The following is a 24,154-nucleotide window of genomic DNA, read 5'->3' as shown; positions in this document are numbered from 1 at the left end:
ACGCTGACCGATGACCAGCGCCGAACGCACGAAAGCACATCTGAACAACTGTCCATGACGAGTGACATTGTCAGTGTGGGGACGTCAGAGGCTGGAAGCCCGCTTGCCGCAGAAGAGGATGCTGCGGGGCGGGTAGAGTCGCTACTTCAGGACGGCGCCGCGCCGCCACCTGCTGAGGACGCATGGCCGGAGCATCAAGATGCTCTCCCGAGCGGCCGGCCCCAATGGTGGGGGTGGACGGCCGCGCTATTGGGCGCGAACGGAGCACAGGGTGCGTTCGAGACCTTTGTTGGTCGCCTCGGTGAGGCGGCGGTGCACGCACTTTCCAATCACCCGAAAGATCCACGGGAGGTCAACGATACGTTGATGGCGGCACATGCCGCAGTCAACCTGGCGATGGGTTTGGTCGCGGGTGCAAGAGCGGGCTTGCACGCCTGGCGGGGGAGAGGCAATGCGGAAGCCTATTGGACGGGGTTTCGCGGTGAGCGGTCAGCGCAATCGTCGGCATTCTCGGTCGCGGGAACGCCCAACGTGCCCGCAAGCCAGCTCTCGCGTCTGTTACCCAGCGTGGCAGCGGCCGTCGTAACATTCGGCGTCGCGGCGCACACCGGCATAAGTGCTCTTTCGCATCTTCGAAGCTCATCGAAGGACAAGGTCAAGGCCTACGAAGCCGTGATTCTGTCCAACGCCAACACAGCCTACTGCTACACCCGTGAGGTCGCAAACTTCGTTGCTTATGTCTTCCAGCTTGTTTCGCACGATGCCCTGGTGAGCTGGCCAGGATTCGCGGCCAGTATCCTAGAATACGGCTCGAATTGGGCAGTACAACACAGGGTACGAGAACGCAACGACATCGACCACGCTGGAAGCTCCGATCTCCGCTGGCCGGCAATGTCCGCTGCGGCCGAGGCCGTCGACGTTGCCTTTACCTCCGGAGTTGCTCGTCTTGCCGAGCCCGACAGGCCCGTAGGAATTTGGCGTGGTCGTCTGGCTGAGGAGACCGCTGTCGAGGCAGATCCGCCGTCAAGGCTCACTAAGATTGATGCAATCGATCGGGTGACACAACGTGCCGTCGGTCGGCAACTTGTTGGAGAAATCTCGAATGTCGTGCCCAAGGAATTGCGTTTGCCATGGATTGGACTGCTGGCTGCCGGAACGCATTTGCGCGAACTGACCTGGCAAGCCGAAAACGCCAGTCGTGGCCGTGGTGCCAGTAGGCTCTCCAGTGATCCCGAGGCGCCGCCGCCGGTCGGTGTGCCGCCAACTGCAGGCAGCAGCGGGGTTTCACCTACGGTGCGGCAAGAAGGTACGGAACTCCCGTCGCGTCGGGATTTGAATGCTCCGCCGCCAGACATCCGTGGGCCATCGTCGTCTGGTGAGGCTGCTCCGAGTTTCGTGGGTCAATCCTCGGGGGAGGTCGGGCACCTCGTCGGCCTGGGCTGGGAGCATCGCCGCGACCGGGCTCCGCCTTTCCTGATCGGCGCTCTGATCAGAAGGGGCGACGTGCCGAGGACACCGCTTGAGAGCACAAATTTGCGGATCCACGGTCAGATCTACACGGTCTACATGGAGCCAGGGAGTGGAGCGGCGACCATAGACGGTCCGCTAGGCGGTAACGTTATGCTCGCCCCGGAACTTAGGCTGCAGCCCCGCGGGTCAGCTGGCGGCGTACATCGGTGAGATGTCCTCGCTAAACGGGCAGGCCGGTTCGCGCGTCGGGAGAGACAGTCCGCGGGACAGCGCGTCGCAGGATAATGGCCGCCAATCCCAATCCCCCTTTGCCGGCCCGGCTTGGAAAGCCGATCTGGTGCCCATTTAGGTGGCGACAGAAGGTGGATCGGCTGCGTGCGGCCGCGTCGCTTGATGATCTCTTGCCGCAGATGGATTATTAGTAGATCGCGATATCATCGAAAGGGCTCTCTGGATCAACGATTTCGACTTGAGGGGTCCTTCCGCTCCGGAAATCACGGCCGATCCGGTCATCGTTTCATTGAAGATGTCGATCGCTGCGACATCACCCCGATGATCGAGCATCCGAGTAAGAACGGAACTCTCGAAAAAGACATCGCCCCCTAGCAAGAATATGTCGCCTTTTACGAGAGGTCTCGCGTGCAAGCCAAAGCGAATGGACGCTCCCGGTATGATCGAAGTGTGAAGATTCGACGTAGCTGATGTTCATTTTTCCGAATGTATCGCCGCACGACGCTATGATGTCATCCTTGCGATACCCGACTACGACCGTCGTTTCGGCGACGCCAAGAGCCGCGAGATTGCGGAGAGCGTTGCGCAAGATCGGGATACCAACCACTTCGATTAATGGCTATGGTCGAATCTCGGTCAAAGGACGCAGGCGCGAACCGACTCCTGCCACTAGGATAATGGCATAGCTCGGAATTTCGGACACCATAGCCCTCTCGTGTTGGTGGCGCCTGTTAATCCTAGAATGTCAGTTCTATGTTTTCAAAGTTGCGGTGAGACGCCGCAAGCCCTTGTTCCGGACGTCGAGATCGATGCCGTAGGAGGGGCGGACCCCTGCGGGGTCACCAAGAGCTGTGCCCAAACCGTCGCCACACCGGGTCCATCAGCAAGCCATCATGCGCTTCCATGAGAAAGGATGAGATTGCAGCTGCAGCAGATCTGAACGCGGAGCACTACTGCGAGCGACGGGTCAGCCAGTCGATCAATGTCGTTGATGAGGACAGATTGCGGTTGATTTAGCATCCCGAACCTTTGTCGAGCACGACGCTCATAACCCATATCTGACGTGTTCTTTTCTTGCGGATCAATTACTGGCCTTGGTAGGTGGCTTTCCGTCCCAACGCCGCGATAGTTCGACGTAGGCGGATAGATCTTCGGCGATCTTTGCGAGGCATCCTGGAGAAAATGCTGAAAAGTCGGATGGCGACAGCCCCTCAAAAAATCCGCAAGGCGCCCCTCGGGCACGAAGGCCGCCCATCGCTGACGAACCTCCTCCGTCATCCAGGCTAGATAGTTGCCTGAACGTCGGTTTGGCCCCAGGGCTTCTCGGACCACCAGATCATCAAGATCGTACATTGTAGAAGCGGCGGCTCTCAGCCAAATATCCGCCGGCTCACATTGATGATGAAGCCGGCCGGCACTCCGATGATCGCGCCAACCAGGCCATAGCCGAAGGCCGCCCAAATCCCTCCGATCAACGCACCGAGGAAGAGTCCGATCCCACAACACAAGAGCGTCATGCTCATCAAGGTCTGGTCGTTCTTCTCCTCAATCCGGTGCAGCTTCAATTCTCGCGGACTATGCACGTAAGGCCCGAGCGGCTCGCTCGACCCACATGTAGGGCAAGCGACGGCCGAAAAGGCGACCGGCGTCCCGCAGTCATAACAACCGATGAGTTCAAGCTGCGTCTTTGATTCCTTCATGCAGGCAATCGTAGTGGACTGTTCGTGGCGCGCTACGGCCGATTCGAGCGCTCTCATGTGTCGGGCTTGAAGCGACGATGGACCTTTTCAGTGCGAGACTCCAACTCATTGGGCTCGTCCCGTGTCGCTGACTGAGATCGGGCAGCAAAACAAGAAATAGTCTGCAACCTGCAGCGGCCCAGAACTATCGTTGCAATCTGACGCGGAAATGCCTAGAGAAGCCGATCGTAGCAAGGACTTCAACTATGAACGGCAACTGTTCAACCGGCTTGCTTGAGTTGCAGGGGCTTCGGCTGGTACGGGCATTTCTACGCATACGCGATGAGGCCGAACGCAAACAAGTACTCGAATTCGCTGAGCGGCTAGCGGAAAGGGCTCATGGTGAGCCTGTGTCAAAGCCGCAGAGTGAATTAGCTTCATCATTGTCACCGTCCGAGCCCCCGACTAATCCGGCTTCGGCTTAGCTGTGCAACGCACTGCAACATGTCTCGATCAGCCTCGATCCCTATGTGCCCCCGCTGCAAGCAAGCGATGACCTTGGTCTCGCCGCAAAGAGACAAGGGCCCACCAGTCTGGCGATGCTTCAAGTGCGAGGACGGCTGAGATACCCGATGATCTCGGCTTCGACGACGCCGTCGCAGGTGCCACGAATTGCGCAAGGTTATGGATCATCTCCGCAAACGTACCAGCATCGTGATCCGTACGCGCCAGCAAGCGTCCGGGCAGACAAGCATCACCGGCGCAGCCTTGCGCTGCGCCGGTGAGCAGGGGCTTCGGTAGGGGCAGACGCCCTCCCCGCCTAACATTACAGTTGCTGTTTTGATTTGAAGTGGGCGCGTTGAGCGGCAGCCTGGTGAGCTCTGCGCCAGAAAGACCATGCGATGATGTGTGCGGGTTGAATCCGCTTTCGAGCAAGTCTGATAGCAATTCGGCGGATTTCCTGGATTGACCAACGGATCAGCGGTGGGGTGGTTGCGCTTTGGCTTTTGCCGGGGGGCGCCGTTTCGTTTTTTTGGGCGGTGGCGGGTTAGCGCGATGTCGGATCGCGGCCATTATGGCGAAGGCGAGCATCACCAAGGACACGTGACGGTGCCAGCCATGCCAGGATCTGCTTTCGTTGTGATCGAGCCCGAGCTCGTTTTTCGCGGTTTCAAAGCTGTCCTCGATCGCCCATCGATGGCCTTCGACCGCGACCAGCGTTTCAATGGCGGTTCCCGCTGGGCACCAGGTGGTGAAGAAGGCGAGGTCATCATCGGCGATGCGACGACGGATCAGTAGACCGCGTGTCCACAAGCCGTCATTTGCACTGTTGAACTGCTCGGCCTCGAGATCGGCCAACTCGAGATAACACCAATCGTGCAGCCGCGGTCCTTTGGTTCCGGCTCCCGCCGACAGGCGCTTCCAGTCGGATGAGCGTCGCGTCCGGGCGAGGTCTGCAGCCGTACCGGCGACCGGCGGTCGCTTGCCCCAGGATCGAAACACATGAGCGCTGCTGACCCCAAGCACGTAGCCTTTGCCTGCCCGACGTAGTTGCTGTTCGATGTTGCCAACACCGTAGACGGTATCACCGGCAACCCACTTGAATGGTACAGACGCGGCTATCGCGCGTGCGATCATTCTCGTCGCAAGCTTTGGTTTGGTCGCAAAGCCGACATCAGCAGGCACATAGGTGGCTTCCAGACGATCTGGATCGTCGGTCCATTCCTTCGGAAGATACAACGCGCGATCGATGAACGCATGGCCATGACGCGAAACGTAGGCAGCGAAGACGCCGATCTGGCAGTTCGTGATCTTCCCTGCCGAACCAGTGTATTGCCGCGCCACTCCGCATGACGCTTTGCCTTGTTTGAGAAAACCGGTCTCGTCGATCACCAGCACCGCATCGTCATCCGCCAAATGCTCGATGACATAGTCGCGCACGATATCGCGCAGGGCATCGGCGTCCCAATCCCCACGACCCAGAATCGCCTGCTGCCGCCATGGGCCAGGATCGCCTGCCGCCTCCGCGCGCATCCAACCGGTCTTGCGCTGCTCATCTCCGAGCAGACCTTCCAGGAACAGACCCGCATTCGTCGCAACACGCTCTTGCGTGAACAACGGACGTATCCGCTGCTTGATCTCTCGAAGCGACGCCGCCCACAACGCAAGCGTCTCCTCAACCGACGCGGCCCGCGCCCACGACATTCGAATCATGGTTGCCCATGGATTCAGAACTCCGCGAAAAACGCAACTGTGATGCTAAGCCGCAGCGCACTCCTCCTGCCGCGATCCATGCAGGAAATCGGCCGCGCGCTGCGCATGGGACGATGCGGTGAAAATTGCGCGCTTGTCGTGCTTCAAAACTTTGATCCACGAGGCAATATAGGACGCATGATCCTCCCTCACCTCCGGCGTAAGGCCGAGATCCGCAGCGAGAAAGGCCGCTCCGAGTTCTGCGATATATCCTGACAGTCCAGCCCCCTTTTGAAATTTTACTCCGTTGGGGATGGTGCTGATCATGCGGCCATCTCCTCGGTTCGAGGCTGCTGGGCGTGCATCCAATCAGCCGCCTGTTGAGCCTTGCTGGCGGCGGTGAAGATGGCGCGAGGGTCGTCCTTGAGGAGGCGCAACCAGGATGCCACGTACGCCGCGTGATCGGGCCTGGGATGATGGGCGACCGCCAAATCTGCCAGAATGAATGAAGCGGTCAATTCGGCGGTCGCCTCTTCGATCGGCAGCCAATCGCGCTTGAACCGTTCCAGGAAGTTCCGGTCGAGCCTGTGCTTTGCGCCAGTGGCGTGAGCTGCCTCATGTATTAATGTGCCGGCTTGGGCGGCTGGGCTCGTGAACGCCGCATATTCCGGCATGAAGATCGTGTCGAGGTCGATGCGGTAGTGCGCATTGTAATTGCCGGTGACGATAGGGATCTTCAGCGCATCGATGAATTCGCCGACGTGAGTGAGGCGATCGCTCTCTGGAAGCTTCTCGACGACCTGCGGTTCGTAGCCATCGACTTGGGCGACATTGAACACCGTGAATGCGCGTGCAAAGACGCGGCGACGAGCGTCATCGTCACCGTCGTCTGCATCGTCGTTGATGGCCGCCTTTGCCTGCTTCCACAGAACAACCGTCGTTCCTTGTTCGCCCTTGCGCACCTGCGCACCGACAGCCAGCCACTGCCGATAGGTTCCCCAGAGGCCGTTGGCGTAGCCATGAGCTTGCGCAGCAATCCAGAGTGCGAGCACATTGACCCCACGGTATCGGTTGCCTGACGAGATGTTCTGAGGGCGGGTGATGGCGGTGCCGTCGTGATGCCAGGGCATGCGCCATTCGCCGGCGCCAGCTTCGATCGCGGCGACGATCTCGGCGGTGATGCGGGTGTAGACATCGGCGCGCTCCGCCGAACTCGAGGTATGGGACATGGGAGAATCTCCGCGGCCGGCGGAGCAAGCCTCTCTCACTCCCTCAACCGGCCGCCCGATTCCGGCCCTCCTCGTCCTCTCCCGCCGCCCGACAGGGCGGCCGTCTTTGGTTCTGTGCTGTCTCATCATGATGGGTGCTCCCGTTCGGCCGGGGTCCGTCCCCGGCGGCGGAGCAGCCACCTGCGATGCCCGAGAGCGCGACCGCGCACTCGCAGAGCCGAAGCGACAGCGGAGGACGGCGATCAGCCGTTGCGCGGCCGTGCGGGGCATCGCGCGCTCCGACTATGCCGGGACGGACGCCGACGAGAGCCATCCGGCGCGGCCACAACATCAGGCCTGGAGTTCTGACGTCAGTTGCCGCGATCGATATCGTCGAGGACAGCCTCGATGCGCGCGAGATCCTGTTGCAGAGCGGAGCGCTGTAGCGAGGACAATCGCTTCTCTTTAAGGACGGCTCTCGCCTCATCTGCGGAACGCGCCCATGCTGGCCGGTGTCTGGCGGTGATGCAGGCGTTTGGACAACGTGTTGGTTGGCAAAGCGCCGTCAGCGGCGTCTTGTTGTCGGCGTTGGTTGCCTGCTTCAGGCATAGGGCGGTCCCGGGATCGAAGAAGCAATCGGCGAGCACCCCGACGTGCAATGTGCGCGCGAGACTGGCGAGCATCGTGCGAAGCCGCGCGCGATCTGCGATCATGACTGGAAGGGGATCAAGTTCTGCCGCCGCAGCATCAAGCGCCTTTGATATGCGCGGCGCCGCTGGTCCGGACAGCGTCGAGCCAGTCTGTCGCTCATCGAAGTAAACCAGCAGATCATCGAGTTGCCCAAGCGCACGCTGGCTCTCGACCTCGGCGCGAAAGCCGGACTTGCTGGAGCCGGCATAGCCTTCGAAGGCAGCGACGGAGGCGTGCTTATACTGGATCATGCCGGCGATCGTGCCGAAGGGACGGTTGGCGATATGCCACGCGATCGTTCGGCGAAATTGCCGTGTTGTGATGCGCCAAGGCTTGCCTTCGGGGCTGTTGGGAATAACCGGCTCGTTAACCGTGCCGAACAGCTTATTGAGGTGATCGCGATAAAGATTGAGCTGCCGCACGATCTCGGCAGAGAGGTGATCCTTGCACACGGATTTAGCGGCTAGGACCGGCCAGAGTGTCGTGAGTCCGCGGGCGGTTGCCGCCGGGAACGACAGGCGCTCCAATACCTCGACGGCTTTGGCGACGGGTTCGATCGTGATCCATTCGGCCGCTTGGCCATGGCTCGACTTGCCTTTGTAGGCGACCGATCGGACGCGGTGGCGCATGAGCAGACCATCTTCGCTGCGGTTAATGGAGAGACACCCGCGCTGCATTGCTTGAACTTCGCAGTCGCGCATGCCGCTCAGATAGGCGCACAGGACATAGGCCGCTGATTGCAGCATCCGCTCTTCTTGGGCGAGCGTCTTGGCGTCGAAACGGGGTCGCCACGGTCGACCGGTCTCCGGCAGAAGAGAGATGCAGGTGTCCATGCCGCCGGTCTCAACGCCGAGTTCGCGTATGGCTGCATCGATCAGGTCCGGCGCTCCGCTCGCAAGTTGAATATGCATCCTGGACTCTGCGCGGGCATCGATCCCAATATGGAGATGAAGCAGGTGCGAGTTGACAGGAGGCGATACGTCACCTGTCTCTGGATGCCGCCAAATGGTGCCATTGTGAGCAGTCCCCCAGATCGGCACACCGCGCTCTTCACGCCGGCGCCGCTCAAAGTAGTCCGTGAGACACCGGCGCTGTCTGTCACGGCGCTGTTTGCGGTCGAGGACCTGGTCTGATCCAACAAGCTTAGCGCAATGGGCCTCCAACCGATCAAGCTCGTCGCGGGCGGCGAAGATATCGGGCGCAAACTCGGTGACGTAGCGGATCGACCAGGCCAACAGTGGCGCGATGACTTCTTCCGGCATCCGTGGGGTGCGGTTCTCGCGGACGTGGCGATAACCAGCGACGCGGGCTGGAGCGCGTCCGCTCCATGGCTGGAACCGCAGCCCTCCGGAGAGAAGATGATCGCGAAAAGCATAGAGGTCGACCGGCACTTCGAGAAGGTGACCAACAATGACAGGCCGTCGGCTGCAATCGGTCTGGAGATGGCGGGCATAGTGGTCGAGCAATTGCTGATCGACCCGCGAGAGATCGACAGCGCCGAGTTCGCCGCGGACGAACTCGAAGAAACGGCGCGCCCTGTTGAATATCTGCCGGACACAGGCAGGTGGGAGCTTCTTGCGATGACCAGGAAGGTCGACGTTGAGCCGGGCATAGAGGAACTCCCGGATCGCTTCGCGGGTACCGACGTCTTCGACCGACCGGAAATGTACGGTGACATGGCAGCGACGGGCGTTCTCGCGGAATACGGCCGGACCGAGATCCCAGCTTGCGTCGCCATAGCGAGACAGGCAGCTCCGATCGAAGTCCTTCTTCAGCGGGGCAGAAGCGAGGACCGGCCGGTCATCCAGTTCCTGTAGGCTTGGAGCGAGGGCAACTTTGCTCATGGCCGCACCTCCGGCGGAAGATAGAGAGATTGTTGGGTAGCCTCGCTGCGAGCTTGGGCGATCAAACCTTCGGAGAAGACGGGCAGAATCTGCTGGGTGATGCGCGCATGCGCACGACCGAACTTGATGCTCCAGTCGGCAGCAGAGAGCCCGGCCCGCTCGCCCTCGATAAAGTTCAGAAACGCAAGGATCGCGGGTAGCTTGCGAGCGGTGATGACTGCGTTGCGGCATTCCAGGCAACCCCAGAATGGCTGCGGACAGGGCGAACCTGCTTCAGCAAAGGGACTGTTCTGGAAACCCGAGCACGCCGCGAGCCAAACGTCCTGATCTCCATCCAGGAGCGCCGGCACGCTAATGGTCTGCACGGGGACATCAGCACCCTGGCGCCAAAGAGATTCATTGTCGGGTGATAAAACGATCGGTCCTGCCGCCGCGACAACTTCCGTAAGCGCCTCGGCGACGGTGGCTTCATGCAATGGGCGCAATGACGGAATATCCGCATAGTGACGAGCGGCGATCTCCGGCGTGTGGCCGACGGCAAAGCGCGCCATGTGCCCTTCGGTCTTGAGATACCAGAGCGCCTTATGTGTCTTGCGAAGCCGAGAGAGAATGAGGTGAAGCGGACGGCCATCGTCGTCGATGATGCCGTGTCCAGCGACCCAGTTATCCACCAACTGGTGCGGGTGATCGATGCCGGACCGAAACTGTCCTCGTCCTTTATAGTGATAGACCCAGAGAGACTCGACCGGAAGGAAGCGCCTGGTGAAGCCTGTCACTTCGATTAGCTTGCGGATCAGTCCGCCAGGCGTGCCGAGGCCGCCATCACGAACTCGCAGACGCTTCTGCTCGGCGCCACGCGCGCGACGCTTTATGTAGCTGATCTCGATCGTGCCGGGTCCGGGGTTCTGTAAACAGTCGATGGTCAGCGTCTTGCAGCATTCGATCTCGAGCCCTGTCTCCAATGACAGGAACGTCAGCAAGGGCGGCAGATCGGATGCGAGCAAATGATGGCGGTTATGGACGTCCTCGGAAAAGCTGGAGACCGGCAGGCCACGTCGCAGGCGCATGAAGTACAGGCGTTTGAAGGCGAGGTCGGAGTGATCGATCTTGCCTTCTGCGGCAATCCTGGCTTCAACATCGGCAACCGCACTGCGGAGGTTGGAATCACCCGCTTCGTCGAGCGGGCGGCCGATACGCCGGAAGATTTTGCCGATATCGGCCCGAGCCGCGTCACGTAGCTGACGAGCGACGAACGGGCTATATGCGTCGCGGGGCTGCGAACGACCTGCGGATTGCGCGCTCGTGTAGCTCAGGCGACGGCGGAGCCCCTCATCGAGAAGGGCGGGTTGATCTATATCGATGGAGCGCAGCGCAAGAATCGCCTTCGCGAGGACCGTGTGCCGGTGGATCGGCGTCATGCCGGCGGCCTCAAGGGAGGCTTCGAATCCGTCGATATCCTGCGCCCGAAGCTCGGCTGGCTTCGTGGCATGAGAGTGGTCTCTCAGATACGCGAAAAACCGGCGATATGCGGCAATGTGCTGCTTGATGGTGCTGCGCGCTCCCAACGCACCGCCGAGTTCGGCCTGTCGGCGGACAGCGCCGGCAAAGGCTATCGCGAGTGCTCGCGGACGCAGGTTGGTGAGATCGACTTCGACGATCCCACCATAACACGCCTCGATGTTGAAGCGCAGGCCGAGCACCTGGTCACCGGCATGAGCCGGGACGACACCATCTGCGGGCGCAAAACGAACTGGAGTTCCCTTCCGCGGCCGCCGCCTCATAACGAGTGCTCCGAGGGAAGCAGCGCCAGTAACTCCTCGACGGCGGCATCGACGGTATCGGCGCGCGAAGCGATATGATCGAGATAGATGTAGGTCGTTGCGAGGCTGGCGTGGCCAAGGAGGCGCTGGACCTGTTGCAAGGGATCGCCGAGGATCTGCCGATATCCCTCCATCGATCCGGCGGCCAAAGCTGCATCGCGCAGCCGATGCTGGATCAGCATCGCAAGCATATGCACGGCAAAGGTATGGCGGAGCTGGTGCGGGGTGATGTTGATCGAAAAGCCTAGAGACCTGCACCGCTCGGATGCCCGGGCAAAGATCACTTCCCAGGAGTTCGGTTGAACCGGAAATCCGACTTCTGTGAGCCACAGCACTGCCGGCTCGCTCGGTGTACCGTCGTCATCGCAGACGATAATCTTGCTGCGCTCTTCAGGGCTGAGCAGATCAAGGGCGATGTCGCTCCGGTCGAGCAACCGCAATCGGGAGGCTGACCGCTCCCTGTGAACGAAGATCGGACGTTCGAACGATTGCCAGCCGGAGCGTCGCCGGAACTTCGTGACCGCATGAGCACGTTCAACCGCAATGTAGGCTCGCGCCTGTTCAAGCAGTCGACCGGAAAGAAGGATCTGGCGACCACGATCACCCTTGGTCATCGCGTCCGGCAGATCGAGCCACACCTGTCGAGCTGTTCGCCGGTCGACGGCAGCAAGGTCGGATGCAAACAGAAAGGAGGCTTCCTCCAGCCGAAGACCTGTCGTGACAAGGAGATCGGAAAACAACGCATTGCGAATGCCGTTGCGGTCGCGGGCGCCGGGACGCGTTCCGCCATCCGGCAGCAACCCTCTCAGGCCGACGTCCCGAAATATGCGGTAGTCATCGAGCGTGACAAAGCTGACATCCGCTCGACGTGCAGCCGGCTCATAGGCGTCGTTGCGTGCCGTAATCTGCGCTCGCCGGCCGCCGTATGCTTGCCTCCAAATGGAGCGGTGCGTGAACGGCGCCTCAGAGACCAAGCCCTCGTGAACACCCCAGCGATAGAGACGATCGAGACAGGCAACAGATCGATTCCAGGAAGCCGCGGAGATACGTTGGCCAGCCTCGGCCCGGCGACGAACTCGATGGTAGGCAAGGACGTCGCGACGGTCACCTTGCCATACGGACTTGCCGCAGGCTTCCGAAAGGAAGCGGACCCAGACGAGGACGTCATAGCCGTATGCACGAAGGGAGTGCCGCGAGCGAACGCCATTGAGAGGAAGATCACGGAAGAAACGCTCCAGATCAGGATCGTAGAGCACCCCGTCCCGGAGGATCATGGGGACGTGGGCATCAAGCCCGTCTGCTGATCGGCGCTCCTGAATGGTGATGTTCGAAGCCGGCGTTACCTTGTCCACAAGTTCAACCTTCCCCCGGACCCCCATCCGGGGAACCAGCATCAACGAAGGCGTTCAGCTTGCCCGGCGCTATCCAGGCCGGCCGCGGCCAGCTATGTGGGAGCGCTGCGGCCGGCGGTGACCACCGCAAAGCCGTCCGCCCGCTACGGCGCTATTGGATGGCGCGCGTGCGGACGGCTTTGCTCTACCGAGCTACACACAAGTGGCGACACGACCTATCGCCTCCGTCGGTCCTGTTGCATCGACGTCAGCAAGACACTGAGAGTCGGTGCAGACTGTCAAGATAACGCTACCAATTCTTCCATCGCGTAGCCTTCATCACCAAAGCGCTTGCGACCAAAATCGCGATTGAGGCGCTTTTCGTGTTTCGTCCAATGCGTACATTCGTGCGCGAGCGTCGCATAGTAACTGATTGCATCACAAAAGAAATCGATGCAGGGCATGTGAATATTGTCGGTCGACGGCACGTAGCAAGCGCGGCTACCGCCATGGACAATGTTCGCGCCAGTTGCCGCAAAGAACGCTTCAGCGTGAGCAATGCGCTCGACAGTCTCGCTCGGCTTTTCCGGCTGGCCGTAGAAATGCTGCGGCAAGCCTTCAATCTGCTCAACGTTAAACACAGCGTACCCCTTCATGAAGGGAATGGCGCGTTCGGCTTCGTCGCCGGTCTCGGCGTCGGTTTCCTTGCGGATGATCTTGTTGGCGTAGACCACAAGCGTACCGCTCTCGCCTTTGCGGACGTGCGCGCCGAGCTCTAAGGCCTGCTTGAACGTCATCCAGATGGGCGCGCTGTAGCCGTGATCGATGGCGGCGGACCACAGCATCAGAACATTGATGCCCTGATAGGGAATGCCGTTGCCGCGCAGGGGCCGTGAGATGCGACCAGCGGCATGCTCGGCTTTCCATGGCTGATGCCATGGGCGCACGCCTTTCTCGAGCGCGGACACGATCTCATCGGTGATCTTCTGATATACATCGGTTTTCATTGTGCTGCCTTTTTTGCCGGTTGCGCATGCAACCGGAACTAGGCCAGCGCCAATGAGCAGGGGTCGGCCGTCACAGCCCGGAAAACGAGCGGGGCTGGTGCGGGCCGGAGCGCAGCGACTACACGGCCCGCCGTTTTCCGCCCCATGGCTTCATGGGGCCTGGGCTTGACGGTCGGGGGGCCGCAGGCCCTGAAGCATCTAATGAAATGAAGTCAGCCGCAGGCTGTCTGGCTATGTTGCACGAGGGATCGTTACCTCTGGCCGAGACCCGCTCTCGCGGGGCTCGGTGACGCCCGCGCAAGCGGGTGGCGTAGAGCCCGACCGGCGAAGCCGTGCGCGCGTTAGATTCCCGCACACAACCCCGGCCTCGAGGGCCGAACTGATGAGGTTCTGGTCGTTATCGGACAGATGAGGATAGTAAGGGTTTGAACGCGGCGGGCCCCCTGCGACAGGAGCAGCACCGCCTTGGCGCTCTTCGGTCAAGTGCTGCTCAAAATCCTCGTGCGCGACCTGGTCTACCTCCCCTTGGGTGGCCGGCCCTACCTGATGTTGCGCCGTGTCAGCGTACGCCTGATGCCAACCTGGATCGAATGGATCAAAATTTTTTGGAACGAATGGATCGAATTTGTCTGGGTCCACGCCAACCTCCCGCGTCCGAAGTCAGATCGTAGCAAGTTCTCCACCTCAGCGCCAAAAGCGGGAGGGGGTGAATTGATCAGGATAGGGCGACAGTCCCGCACGATCGCGGGCGACGACTTCGATCCCTGGCCGGCGCTTCAGCCAGCTGGGCTGGGGTGGGGTGGCTCCATTCACCGACAGGCCCACATTCACACAGATCGTAGAATTGCGGACCTACCAAAGCTGGGCGGCGGCGATCAGGGTGAGCACACTCCGTCTCGTCTTCATCATCATCATTTGCACACCAAGGCGGATATAGGATGGTGGTTGACTGATTGCGCGCTCAGTGAGTTCTGAAGGAGGGATCGACGATGACGGACAGTCCGCCGCCCAAAAAGCAAAAGTACGGCTCATCCGGTAGCTCTTCCGCCCAGCCAGAACCGGGCCCCCACGACGTTGATGCGGCACTAATTGCTCTCTTCGCAAAGCAAGCCGGGAGAAGCGGCTTCGACAAACATTACGTGCTAGCGATGGGTCGCGTCGCGCGAAAGTTTAGCGGATGGCTTCGCAAGACTGAAAGGCCGCCACTGGCCGGTCGGTTGAGCCAGCTGGATGGCGATTTGCAGGCCTATACGACCGCGCTCAGCGTTTCTGACCGACTAGCTCTTGATGTAACGTTAGAACACCTTCGAGCTGTCGCTGCCGGGAGGGCGATCGTGCGTCTTACTCCCGGATTCAATGAGAGGTCTCTCGCCCGCAGGTTCTCTGACCAGCAGAAACAGCTCTTCGAAAGTGATGCGCAACTCATTTCAAGACTCGCAATAGAAACCGAAAGAGACCACAAAAAACACTACAGGGAGACGCTGGAAAGCGTAGCGAGTAGGTTCGGCGTCTGGCTTCGCCAGACTGGAAGGCAGTCAATGGCCGGTCGGTTGAGCCAGCTGGATGCCGATTTGCAGGTCTATACGAGCACCCTCAAGCCTTCTTCGCCGCAACTTCTTTCGCTGGCGTTGACATGTCTTCAAAACGTCGTTGCCGGGAGGCCGGTCGGGCATCTTATCACCAGCCGCGCTGGCCGCCCCATCAAAGCGATGTGTGCTGAGGATGAGAGGCTTATTTCCGACTTTAGGATGGCACCCTTGCCTGTGCAACGAGCCACTGTCCGCAACTACGCTTCTGCTCTACGCGGATTCAGTAATTGGCTCCAGGCGCAAAAAAAGAGGTCGATAGCTAGCCGCCTGTACGACAATACGCTGACCCAGGATGCTGAACACTATAAGAACCACCAGTTGCCGGCTGCGTTGGGGCACCTTCGAGAATTGTGCCGCGAGCAGGCGCAATCGAGCGCCGAGCCGGGCACTCAGTACATGGTTGTCGCGCCGGATGTGTCCACGAGCTATGAGCCGCGTCACGATGCTCAAGTTACCCCGGCCTCAGCTGTGCTTCGGCCATTATCGCCTGCCAGACGTGGGGAGCTATCCTCGGCGTATGGCGGCTCGGCGGCGCCTGGCGCATCGTCGGAGGCTGCGGGATGGACAGATGACTTCGTCCTCAGTCGCGGAGGGACGGACGCTCGCACACCGAGAGGTGCGCGCCTGCGCGCGAGGGACTGCCCCTTGCGGCGGACGAATATCCGCGTCAGGTCAGCCGATGAGCATGGCCATTGGACGCGAGAGAGCGGGCAATGAGATGAAAATTCGCCAGGATATGATGGGCGCAGTGGTGATCCCACTTGCAAAGTCCGAACTCCGTCCCATACTGCAAGCATAGACGCATTCCGCTTCGTCTTCGGATTATCGGCTATTCGTCACCGTGCGTGAAGAAGGCCACCGAAGGGACCTCTTGCACGTTCGCCATTCGAGTCATTCCACACGTGGCGGACCACATGTGGCGGAGCGATTTAGCCCATCGACTCGGGCCGCTGGAGAAGAAACTCCCCCAAGAAACGGGTATCTCGTCCAGCATTTATTTTTTGCTTCAAACCCGAGGGCGCGACAGTCCCATTTGGATATCCGATTTGCTAGACTTCGAACGCAGTATCCGTTCTTCGCCAGTTTGGATTTTGAATTCGAACGCCAGCCTGTTTTCGATGCGCGCGGAGGTGGCCCTATCTCGATCAATTGGAAAGCCTCTTTGCGAAGGCGCGAGCAGGAGCTAGACTTAGCAGCTTGCTTTTACTGAGCAGGAAGGCCTATGTGAGCAGATTGCCGACCATCAAAACGCCCGTCTTGTAGGGCCGAAATGAAATCCAACAACTGTAATCTCGCCCGCAGCATTGTCACGCCGCTGAACTAGAATGATTGCCTGATTTTTCGCGTGGAACCGGCACCGTTCGCTTCTCGCGACAAAATGAATTTCTCAAGGAGATTTTTGGTCATGAATACGAGCCCGACAACGATTTATGTGATTGATGATGATGAGCAAATCAGGAGTACGCTTGGAGGTCTCTGCAAGGATGCCGGACTTCAGGTGAGGCTGTTCGGCTCGATTGACGAATTCATGACGGAGGATCTCTCAGATGGTCCGTCATGCCTGGTGCTGGACGTTCGCTTCCCCGGCACATCGCCAACCGGTTTGGAGTTGCAGAAAACACTCGCCGATTCAGGCATCATGATTCCGATCGTATTCATCAGCGGCGTTTCGGATATTCGCGTCACCGCGGAAGCGATGAAGCGGGGGGCGGTGGACTTCCTGCCCAAGCCGTTCCGCGAGCAGGAGTTTTTCGATGCGGTGCGGCTTGGCGTGGAACGTGACCGAGGCCGACTCGAGCGCGAGCACATCGCCCGCGAAGCCCGACTACGCGTCGACGGTCTCACGGCACGGGAGCGCGACATCTTGCCGTTGGTGGCGGACGGTTTACTAGCCAAGCAGATCGCCGCCAAGTTAAAGGTCAGCGAGGTGACGGTGAAGGTCAATCGCGCGCGGATGATGCGAAAGCTGGAGCTTCGTTCACCCGTAGAGGTCCTGAGGCTCGTCGATAGCATTAGAACCGACGTTGCGACGGCACGTCCAGGCCTCGTCCGATCAAACGTAATTCGGTTTCAAGCCAAATCGAAGGCTGGAGGTCTCGGGAGAAATTGCCCGTCCCCGTAAGCGTATGCGACGACCGTCTACGTTCGGATCGTCGATAGACCGGAATTCTTCTCCAACAAGCAATACGGCCGGCCGCCTTCGCGCCGAACGTGCAATGCGAACTAGAGATCTTGGGTCAGGCCCCGGTGAAATGCACCAGCTTGCGGGCGGCCAGATCGACGGTCACGAAGTCATCCGGCGTCTTCGCTCCGTCACCATCGCTCGCGGGGTGATATTCGATGCGCAATTGCTTCTGGGTGACCACGACACGCAGATAGCCGTAATCCTGGTCGTCATAGTTCTCGAGGATCACCTTGTCTGCGTGACCGGTGATCTGCAATTGCTGCGGCGTTCGCAACGGAGGCCCGTTCTTCCGTGTCAGCCTCGTGAGGCCGTGACCGCCGTTGCCGCAGATCAGGTAAGGGATCTGCGTTTCGCCGTGAAGGCGCGTGAAGCGCTGATAGTTGTGGGCATGGGCCGACAGGACGGCGTGCGGCCATACGCCGGTCTCGGTGCAAATCTTGTCGATCTCGGAAAGCATCTCCTGGCTCCAGCCATGCTTGCCGCCGGCGGTGTAGGCGGGATGGTGGTGCGCCAGAATGAGGGCTCCCTTGAACTTGTCGGATTTGACGCGGTTCAGGGCGGCTTTGAGATAGGTAAGCTGCGAATCGCCAATCGTCGCATTCTCGATCACGCCCGGATCTTCAAGCGTATTGCTGTAGAGCGTCACGATGCGCACCAAAGGCGCCTCGAAGGTGAAGAAGACGCCGGGCTGGATCTGGGCCGTTCGTGCCAGACCGCCCGCCTCCGCAGTTACTTCGAACTTCTCGGCGCAGAAATTGTCAAGAAATGCTTCCAGCGTCGTGGCGTTCGCGCCTGGCGCAACCATGCCGTCATGATTGCCGGCGAGCGCCAGGATTGGCGCCGGGTAATCCCGGTAGGGCTCATAGAACTGGTCGTAGTAATATTGCGCTTCGCCGAAGCTGTAGATGACGTCCCCCAGATGAAGGAAGAACAGAGGCCTTTCCTTCTCGGCATCCGTGAAGTCATTGACCATCTTGTCGGAGACGAGATTCTGCGATTCCGGCCCGCGCGTGTTGCCGGTGTCTCCCACCGCGTGAAAGACGAGCTGGCCGCTGCTATCGACCTTTTGCTGCAGCGTCTGCGGGTTCAGATCGAGAACCTGGGCCAGCGTCAGCTTGGGCTCGGGCAGGCCGCGTGGCGGCGGAAACGGCAGCGGCGCGATCTTGTGTTCGCGATTGAGCTCATCGATCTTTTTATAAACGGGATTGTCGGAAGGATGCTTGACCTCGAATTTCGTCGGGTCCGGAGTCGGCTCCGGCTGCGCAAATACCGGAGCTTCGAGCTCTGTCGCGCCGGTATTGTCGATCGGGGAAGTTTTCGGTGCGGATTTTTCCTTGCGGGTCTTGGTGAGGCGCGTCATGGGTTTCTCCAAAATGAACTGGTGCAAAATCCGTCGGCTCACGGGCACGGAAGGCGGTGCCGCGCAGCACGACTACCAGAGCGGATAGTCGACGAGATTTGCAATCGGATGATGACGGCGGTCTGGCGCGCGAATAATTCCATGCTCGCCTAATTGCTGGAGCGGATTCTGCAAGGACGATGAAGGCGACTTCGCCCGACGTTGCAGTAAGCGGCAACTCCTCGCTGAGATTTGGCGGGTGATCTCGCTCCGCTTTGCGGCACCTACACCGGATACGGCGCAGTAAATCCACAGAGGATCGCAGGATTTCAATGAAAATATGCACGCAAATCCGTTATGTGAAACCGTAGGTCTCTTGCGACCCCCCCTGCCGATTCATTGCTCGACAGGGGGCGTTCTCAACACTTGCCTTCATCTGCGCTTCACTAGCTGCGGAAAGCTTCCATTCTGCGGGAGCCCGAGCGGCCTCTTCCTGCCCGCCGTGCGGGACGCTTTGGCGCCTTGGCCAGTTCTTCCTTGGCGCCAAGGAGTTCGGCGATGACGGTCTCGGGCGGGGTAAGAAGCAGCTTGCTCTGTTCGCCGCCGCCGAAGTCGCGCCATTTGAGCCTGGTCTTGTAGGGCTTGGCCGGATTGAAGCTCTCGGTCGGCTCGAACGTCTCGACCCTGAACACGATCTCCCGATTGACGGCGACGCTGTCCTCGGTGAACAGGTGCAGTTCGTGCTCGGTTGCGAACTCCTGCGGCGTCTGTTCGGTGAGAACGACGTCGCGATTGAGCAGAACGAGGCGCGCCTTGAAGTTGGTTGCCTGGTTGGGCGGTGGTAGCGACGGGAGCTGGCGCGGAGCCCTCGACATAGCGCAGCGCCAGATCCCGTCGCGGGTGGCATGTGATGGCAAACTCGGACGGCGTCTTCCATCCGAGCTGCGAGTGTGGTCGCGCATCGTTGTAATCGGCCCGCCAACATCCGAGCGCGATGCGGGCCTGGGCCAGCGACGTGAACAGCGTCTCATTCAACAGTTCATCCCGCAGCCGACCGTTGAAGCTCTCGATGAAGGCGTTCTGCATGGGCTTACCCGGCGCGATGTAGTGCCATGCGACGCGGCTCTGATCGGCCCAGGTCAGGATGGCGTTGCTGGTGAGCTCGCTGCCGTTGTCGCGGACCACCATTTTCGGCTTGCTGCGCTCAATCAGAAGCCGGTCCAGTTCCCGCGCCACCCGGGTGCCGAAGAGCGAGGTGTCGGCCACCAGCGCCAGACACTCGCGGGTGCAGTCATCCACCACGGTCAGGATGCGGAAGCGGCGGAGGCCCACGGGATGAGCGAACGGCGGGCGTGTAAAGCCATCGGCTATTGCCGCATGACCGTCAGATACCAGACGACCCGGGTGGATGATGCCGCCCTGCGTCAACGCATGAGGGCGATTGCCCAGGAGCGCCGTCGCTTCGGCTATCGGCGCCTGCATGTTTTGCTGAAGCGAGAGGTCGCTTGACTTCGTATCGGACCAGCTCACCGATGATGCGCGACAGCTTTCCGCTTGGCCGCGGGCGTCACCACTTCTTTCCCAACAGGTCCTTCAGCGCCGCGTTGTCCAGCATGGCGTCGGCCAACAGCCGCTTCAGCCGCGTGTTCTCATCCTCCAGCGTCTTCAGCCGCTTGGCCTCCGAGACCTCGATCCCGCCAAACTTGGCTTTCCATTTGTAGATATTGGCGTCACTGACACCGTGCTTCCGGCACTGATCGGCAACTGAAACGCCAGCCTCGTGCTCCTTCAAAATCCAGATGATCTGCTCTTCCGAAAAGCGGCTGCGCTTCATGCTCTGGTCCTCGCGTGGGGCCAGAACGAACTTTCAAACTGGATTAAGCCCGTGGGGCAAGGTCAACGCCAATCGCACCCCAAAAGCCCGCCACTCTATCACCCCAAAGTTCTCAGCAACCCTACGCCTGCATGGCTGCTACTTCCGCTCAACTGGCGTCCCAGTCCTGTGCGAAGGGCCTTGCGGCAGAGCGTTCACGGCCAATCGCGGTTCTTGACGCAAAGCGCGTCGAGCTCAAGATCAAAGAAGCCAATCTCTGCACGCTCTGGGGGTTGGGGATCATTGAAGTGTAGCGTATTTCCACGCACGCCGGTCAGTACCACTACATGCTTATCCTCCGGTGCTAGCGTTACCGCAGCCCAGATTGGCCCTCGCCTCCGCAACGTCTCGGCGACGAAATTTGGGGTAAATCCGCCATATGGCTTTTCGAGCCACTCCAATCCTTCGATCAAAGCCAAATCGTCAAAACAGTTTCGGGGGAGGCCTAAGTCGGGCCGCCAAAGCATGGGCAAACCCAGGCGGGGCCCCGCGCGAAAGTAATAGGACACCATACAAGCGGAAGCATACCAACACGCGCAATCCCCAGACCGCCGCATAATTCCCTGGTAATCTCGTCGCATGATCGGTTGGCCATCATAACCATGCTCTTGGCCGACAAGCGGAACATTCAAACGTATGTTTAGCACAGCACACCTCAATAAGTTTAAGGCGAGTCAAGCAAATAGCGCGCCAAGCGCATTCATTCCTCTCGCGCCCGCGAACAACTACGAGATAAAATAGTCTGCTCGCTGGTCGCGATGGTGGTGCAGGGACCGGGGCGAGCGTCGCAACACTGCTGCAGACAGCGAAGACGAACCACGTCGATCCGTTCGCCTGGCTCGTCTAACGCTTCAGCGTATCGCCAACGGTAGGCCCGCTGTGGCGACTACAAGTTCGAGTAGTTGACCAGTGCAACGCTTTTCGGGCCGAAGCTCTCGCACGCTGGCACTACCTAGACGATCGATTCCAAGAATCCTGCGCTGGAACTGATTGAGTGTTGGCGGACTCCTCGGTCGAGGGCTTCTTCTCCAAGTTTGCTCGCTCGGTATTGCGCCACATCCGGGTGACATCAAAACACGAGCTGAAGCAGCGCATCATAGCCGGCATCGACGACGTCAGCGGCCATCCGGTCATCCATACTTGGTCCTACAAACTCGCCGAGGCTGCCTGATATGATTCGAACCAAGAAAACGCTCAGGTAGATGCTACGAATACTCCCTGACGTAAGGATAGCTTCGAATGGCAGAACCGGTACGGCCCGTGCCGTCACAAGTGACGGGCGATCATATCTGGCCCGCGCAACGCAGCTCGCTGAAAAGCTGGCAACGGCCCTTATTGACGAAGATGTTTCAGACGCAACATTGACCATAGCATTTCTGACGGGCGACGTCGTCAATCATCACGCCCGCGAGGCCGACGAGGCTCGTGAGATGTTGGACAAAATCCGCCAGCTTAAAGACCGCCTGCTGGCAAGAACAATGGGGGCTGGTCCGCCTACGCTGCAATGACGTTTGCTCGATGCGCGCGCCAGCTCGGCGGGGCAATTCGCGGCGAGCAGCAGGGGTACTGCGCGCCCTACCCGGCAAAACCGAGCGAGCCGGCGCTGGCGCAAGCTGGGTGAACGATTCCAGAATGCGCTTAACCATCGCGCAAAAGAAGCAGACTCCTGGCCGAATCGAGCGCTATATCTGGATAATTCAGTCGCAACATATTTTTGGTGTTTCATGGACGAGGATTTCTATCGGACCCGGGCTTCGCAGGTTCGCGACATGGCTGAAACGGCTGATCCGTTTACGAAGCAGCGACTCTTGAAGCTTGCCGATCACTATGAAGTCAGGGCGGGCAACCCATCGCGCGCATCCCGCTCGATAGCTCGGCCGATTCCGCCTCCGTCCACGCCAACGCGTGGCAAGGCCTGAGCGGCCGGGCAAGTCAGAAACCGAAGTCGCGCGGATACCGCGCGGTGATCGCCAATCGACACGGTTGCGCATGCAACCGGAACTAGGCCAGCGCCAATGAGCGGGGGTGGGCCGTCATAGGCCGGAGAACGAGCGGGGCTGGTGCGGGCCGGAGCGCAGCGACGACACCGCCCGCCGTTTTCCGCCCCTCATCCTTATGAGGGGCTTGGCCTTGACGGCCTGGGGGCCACTAGGCCCCTATGGGGCGTGCGAAGGGGCATCGCCCACCTGAAATGGCACCCGGGCCGCGTGAGCATAGCGACGTCCTCGCGCGCGGGGACGGCACGCGGAACGAGTGCAGCGGTGAGACCGGTTAAAAGGGCACCCGACAGGATGGGCAGTGATGGCGATCACAGAAGGCGAGCCCCTCCTGCGAGTGTCCCCGGCGAGGCGCACCTTATGTCTTGCGCGAGGCGATCGTGACCCGACGGGCCGAGGCGTGAGACTCGGTGAGCGCAGCTCATAGAGCCCGCTGCGCATGGTGGACGCGCCCGAGATGAGAAGCATGCTCCTCCATTTAAGCCGCGCCATGTGTTTCACTCCCGCCGGTTTGCACCATCCTCGGCATCGTGCCGCAGGCAACTCGCGCTCGTTCGATTGGCTTTTGGAAGGCGCACGCTTCCCTCCGCCGCAACAGCCTCCATCACAGGGCGCGGTCGTCGGCCCATCTTCTTATCTCAAAGATCGTCATCATCCGGGACCATCGCCGTGATCCCGTCATATTTCCAGAGAGGCAGGCTGTCTTCCACGAGGAGTTCAGCACCATCGCATCCCCACGGAAGCACCTGCACGAGCTCGCATATCAACCGCAAGGAAAAGCGCCGGTCATGGCGCTCTTGCGCATCCAAACGCAACGCTTCTGGCCCGGCCCCGGATCGGCGCTTACGGGCAGAAGAGGACATCAACCTGCCGACGCCCCCGCTGTATCCGTCGAAAATGATGTGGTGGACGACGCCACCGGGTCACCGGAGGCGGTCGCCCGCCCCCGGTTCCCACAGAACGTGGCGTGCGGATTTCCCGCACCGACGCTCTTCGACAGTTGGTTCACAGCACTGCAAGCGCCTGCAGCTCCCGATAAGGGAGGCGCAGCTTAGGCTTCAGCAACGGTGTCCGTTCTTTGATTTGGTTGAAGGCGTCCCAAGTGAGGCGTCGGCCTGCCCAGCTGCGGCTGCGCAGCATTCCGCGCCAGTAACGCTCCACTGCCCGATAAACTTTTACGAGGCTCCGGAGATTTCCGGCGACGCCGTAATAGCCATAGTGGCCGCGCAGGACGACGTTGATTTCATCGGCCTGGTCACTGATCTTGTAATGCCGTATTCGCCGCATCAGCTCCTGCAGAGACATAAGGCTGCGCTTTAGCCGAGATTTCTCGGTACGCATCCCAACCTTGAAGTTGCCTCTTTGGTTTCGCGTGCAATAGAGCGTTAAACCCAGAAAGTAAATTGTTTCCGGGCGGTTTCTGCCGCGTTTGCCCGCGTGTCTTTGCGCGAACCGACCAAACTCGACCAACTTGGTCTTGGTCGGCTCTAGAGTGAGGCCGAACTTCCCCAACCGAAGACGCAGGGCCTCCTGTACGCGGATGGCGTCCGATCGATATTGGAAGCAGATCACAAAGTCGTCGATATAGCGCACCAGTCGGGCTTCGCCCCGCAACCGGCCCTTCACCACGCGTTCGAACCAGAGGTCGAGAACGTGGAGAGTAGGCCGAAGGAATTGCACCTTCGGCCTCTCGCAGAA

18 protein-coding genes and 2 pseudogenes are annotated in these 24,154 nt (G+C 60.2%); 7 read left to right on the top strand and 13 right to left on the bottom strand.

Going from position 1 to position 24,154, the window contains the following annotated elements; all coding sequences use genetic code 11:
- Nucleotides 1-249 precede the first annotated feature (249 nt).
- Nucleotides 250-1,680: a hypothetical protein gene (locus NLN62_RS22995; protein ID WP_254110306.1), complete on the top strand. Its 1,431-nt coding sequence runs from the start codon at nucleotides 250-252 to the stop codon at nucleotides 1,678-1,680.
- A gap of 1,391 nt (nucleotides 1,681-3,071) precedes the next feature.
- Here the strand turns inward: NLN62_RS22995 and NLN62_RS22990 are convergent.
- The 5 genes from NLN62_RS22990 to NLN62_RS53555 all read right to left on the bottom strand — a co-directional run bounded on the left by NLN62_RS22990 (nucleotide 3,072) and on the right by NLN62_RS53555 (nucleotide 8,382).
- Entirely contained in the window at nucleotides 3,072-3,401 is a 330-nt protein-coding gene (locus NLN62_RS22990; RefSeq protein ID WP_254110305.1) for a hypothetical protein, read from the bottom strand.
- Nucleotides 3,402-4,358: 957 nt separating this feature from the next.
- Nucleotides 4,359-5,594: an IS701 family transposase gene (locus tag NLN62_RS22985; protein WP_254108561.1), complete on the bottom strand. Its 1,236-nt coding sequence runs from the start codon at nucleotides 5,592-5,594 to the stop codon at nucleotides 4,359-4,361.
- A 45-nt stretch (nucleotides 5,595-5,639) separates the two neighbouring features.
- Nucleotides 5,640-5,900 carry a zincin-like metallopeptidase domain-containing protein gene (locus NLN62_RS22980; RefSeq protein WP_254110304.1) on the bottom strand — a complete coding sequence of 87 codons (261 nt, stop codon included), beginning with the start codon at nucleotides 5,898-5,900 and terminating at the stop codon, nucleotides 5,640-5,642.
- The gene (locus tag NLN62_RS22975; protein WP_254108994.1) at nucleotides 5,897-6,802 is read right to left on the bottom strand and encodes an ArdC family protein; all 906 of its coding nucleotides are present in this window, start codon (nucleotides 6,800-6,802) and stop codon (nucleotides 5,897-5,899) included. Before NLN62_RS22975 ends, NLN62_RS22980 begins: the two co-directional genes overlap by 4 nt.
- Nucleotides 6,803-7,152: 350 nt before the next feature.
- A complete protein-coding gene (locus NLN62_RS53555) occupies nucleotides 7,153-8,382 on the bottom strand; it encodes a hypothetical protein (RefSeq protein WP_371932980.1) in 1,230 nt (409 codons plus the stop codon).
- Here NLN62_RS53555 and NLN62_RS53550 point away from each other — a divergent pair.
- Both NLN62_RS53550 and NLN62_RS53545 read left to right on the top strand, forming a co-directional pair.
- Nucleotides 8,377-8,604, top strand: coding sequence for a hypothetical protein (locus NLN62_RS53550; RefSeq protein WP_371932981.1), 228 nt, complete (start codon nucleotides 8,377-8,379; stop codon nucleotides 8,602-8,604). The two genes, NLN62_RS53555 and NLN62_RS53550, sit on opposite strands and share 6 nt — an antisense overlap.
- A gap of 18 nt (nucleotides 8,605-8,622) precedes the next feature.
- Entirely contained in the window at nucleotides 8,623-9,288 is a 666-nt protein-coding gene (locus NLN62_RS53545; RefSeq protein WP_371932982.1) for a hypothetical protein, read from the top strand.
- A 23-nt stretch (nucleotides 9,289-9,311) separates the two neighbouring features.
- Here NLN62_RS53545 and NLN62_RS22965 read toward each other — a convergent pair whose 3' ends face one another.
- The 3 genes from NLN62_RS22965 to NLN62_RS22955 form a co-directional block, all read right to left on the bottom strand.
- Nucleotides 9,312-11,015, bottom strand: coding sequence for a hypothetical protein (locus tag NLN62_RS22965; RefSeq protein WP_254108996.1), 1,704 nt, complete (start codon nucleotides 11,013-11,015; stop codon nucleotides 9,312-9,314).
- 77 nt (nucleotides 11,016-11,092) lie between these two features.
- Nucleotides 11,093-12,514 (bottom strand): site-specific integrase, encoded by a 1,422-nt coding sequence (locus tag NLN62_RS22960; protein ID WP_254113471.1) that lies wholly within the window; start codon nucleotides 12,512-12,514, stop codon nucleotides 11,093-11,095.
- Between the two features lie 251 nt (nucleotides 12,515-12,765).
- The gene (locus tag NLN62_RS22955; protein ID WP_371933015.1) at nucleotides 12,766-13,473 is read right to left on the bottom strand and encodes an ArdC family protein; all 708 of its coding nucleotides are present in this window, start codon (nucleotides 13,471-13,473) and stop codon (nucleotides 12,766-12,768) included.
- Between the two features lie 465 nt (nucleotides 13,474-13,938).
- Between NLN62_RS22955 and NLN62_RS22950 the strand changes: the two genes are divergently transcribed.
- Together NLN62_RS22950 and NLN62_RS22945 are read left to right on the top strand one after the other, a co-directional pair.
- Nucleotides 13,939-14,448 (top strand): hypothetical protein, encoded by a 510-nt coding sequence (locus NLN62_RS22950; protein WP_254110303.1) that lies wholly within the window; start codon nucleotides 13,939-13,941, stop codon nucleotides 14,446-14,448.
- A gap of 2,019 nt (nucleotides 14,449-16,467) precedes the next feature.
- A complete protein-coding gene (locus tag NLN62_RS22945) occupies nucleotides 16,468-17,184 on the top strand; it encodes a response regulator transcription factor (protein WP_254110302.1) in 717 nt (238 codons plus the stop codon).
- Between the two features lie 115 nt (nucleotides 17,185-17,299).
- Here the strand turns inward: NLN62_RS22945 and NLN62_RS22940 are convergent, their stop codons facing one another.
- The 4 genes and pseudogenes from NLN62_RS22940 to NLN62_RS53535 form a co-directional block, all read right to left on the bottom strand.
- The gene (locus NLN62_RS22940; RefSeq protein WP_254110301.1) at nucleotides 17,300-18,607 is read right to left on the bottom strand and encodes a metallophosphoesterase; all 1,308 of its coding nucleotides are present in this window, start codon (nucleotides 18,605-18,607) and stop codon (nucleotides 17,300-17,302) included.
- A 425-nt stretch (nucleotides 18,608-19,032) separates the two neighbouring features.
- The gene (locus tag NLN62_RS22935) at nucleotides 19,033-19,461 is read right to left on the bottom strand and encodes a hypothetical protein (RefSeq protein ID WP_254110300.1); all 429 of its coding nucleotides are present in this window, start codon (nucleotides 19,459-19,461) and stop codon (nucleotides 19,033-19,035) included.
- Nucleotides 19,462-19,509: 48 nt separating this feature from the next.
- Nucleotides 19,510-20,420, bottom strand: a pseudogene (locus NLN62_RS53540) (transposase); the annotation flags it as partial.
- Nucleotides 20,421-20,614: 194 nt separating this feature from the next.
- Complete coding sequence (locus NLN62_RS53535) at nucleotides 20,615-21,016, bottom strand: papain-like cysteine protease family protein (RefSeq protein WP_371933131.1); 402 nt, start codon at nucleotides 21,014-21,016, stop codon at nucleotides 20,615-20,617.
- Nucleotides 21,017-21,195: 179 nt separating this feature from the next.
- Here NLN62_RS53535 and NLN62_RS53530 point away from each other — a divergent pair.
- Nucleotides 21,196-21,365 (top strand): annotated as a pseudogene (locus NLN62_RS53530) (transposase domain-containing protein); the annotation flags it as partial.
- A gap of 88 nt (nucleotides 21,366-21,453) precedes the next feature.
- Complete coding sequence (locus tag NLN62_RS22915) at nucleotides 21,454-21,630, top strand: hypothetical protein (RefSeq protein WP_371933014.1); 177 nt, start codon at nucleotides 21,454-21,456, stop codon at nucleotides 21,628-21,630.
- Nucleotides 21,631-23,461: 1,831 nt separating this feature from the next.
- On the opposite strand, the gene NLN62_RS22910 is transcribed toward NLN62_RS22915, so the two are convergent.
- On the bottom strand, nucleotides 23,462-24,136 hold the full coding sequence (locus NLN62_RS22910) for a reverse transcriptase domain-containing protein (protein ID WP_254110299.1): 675 nt from the start codon (nucleotides 24,134-24,136) through the stop codon (nucleotides 23,462-23,464).
- Between the last annotated feature and the right edge of the window lie 18 nt (nucleotides 24,137-24,154).

This window comes from Bradyrhizobium sp. CCGUVB23 (genome assembly GCF_024199885.1).
GTDB lineage: Bacteria > Pseudomonadota > Alphaproteobacteria > Rhizobiales > Xanthobacteraceae > Bradyrhizobium.
The sequence above is the reverse complement of the archived record's forward strand: the minus strand, read 5'-3'. Positions and strand labels throughout refer to the sequence as shown.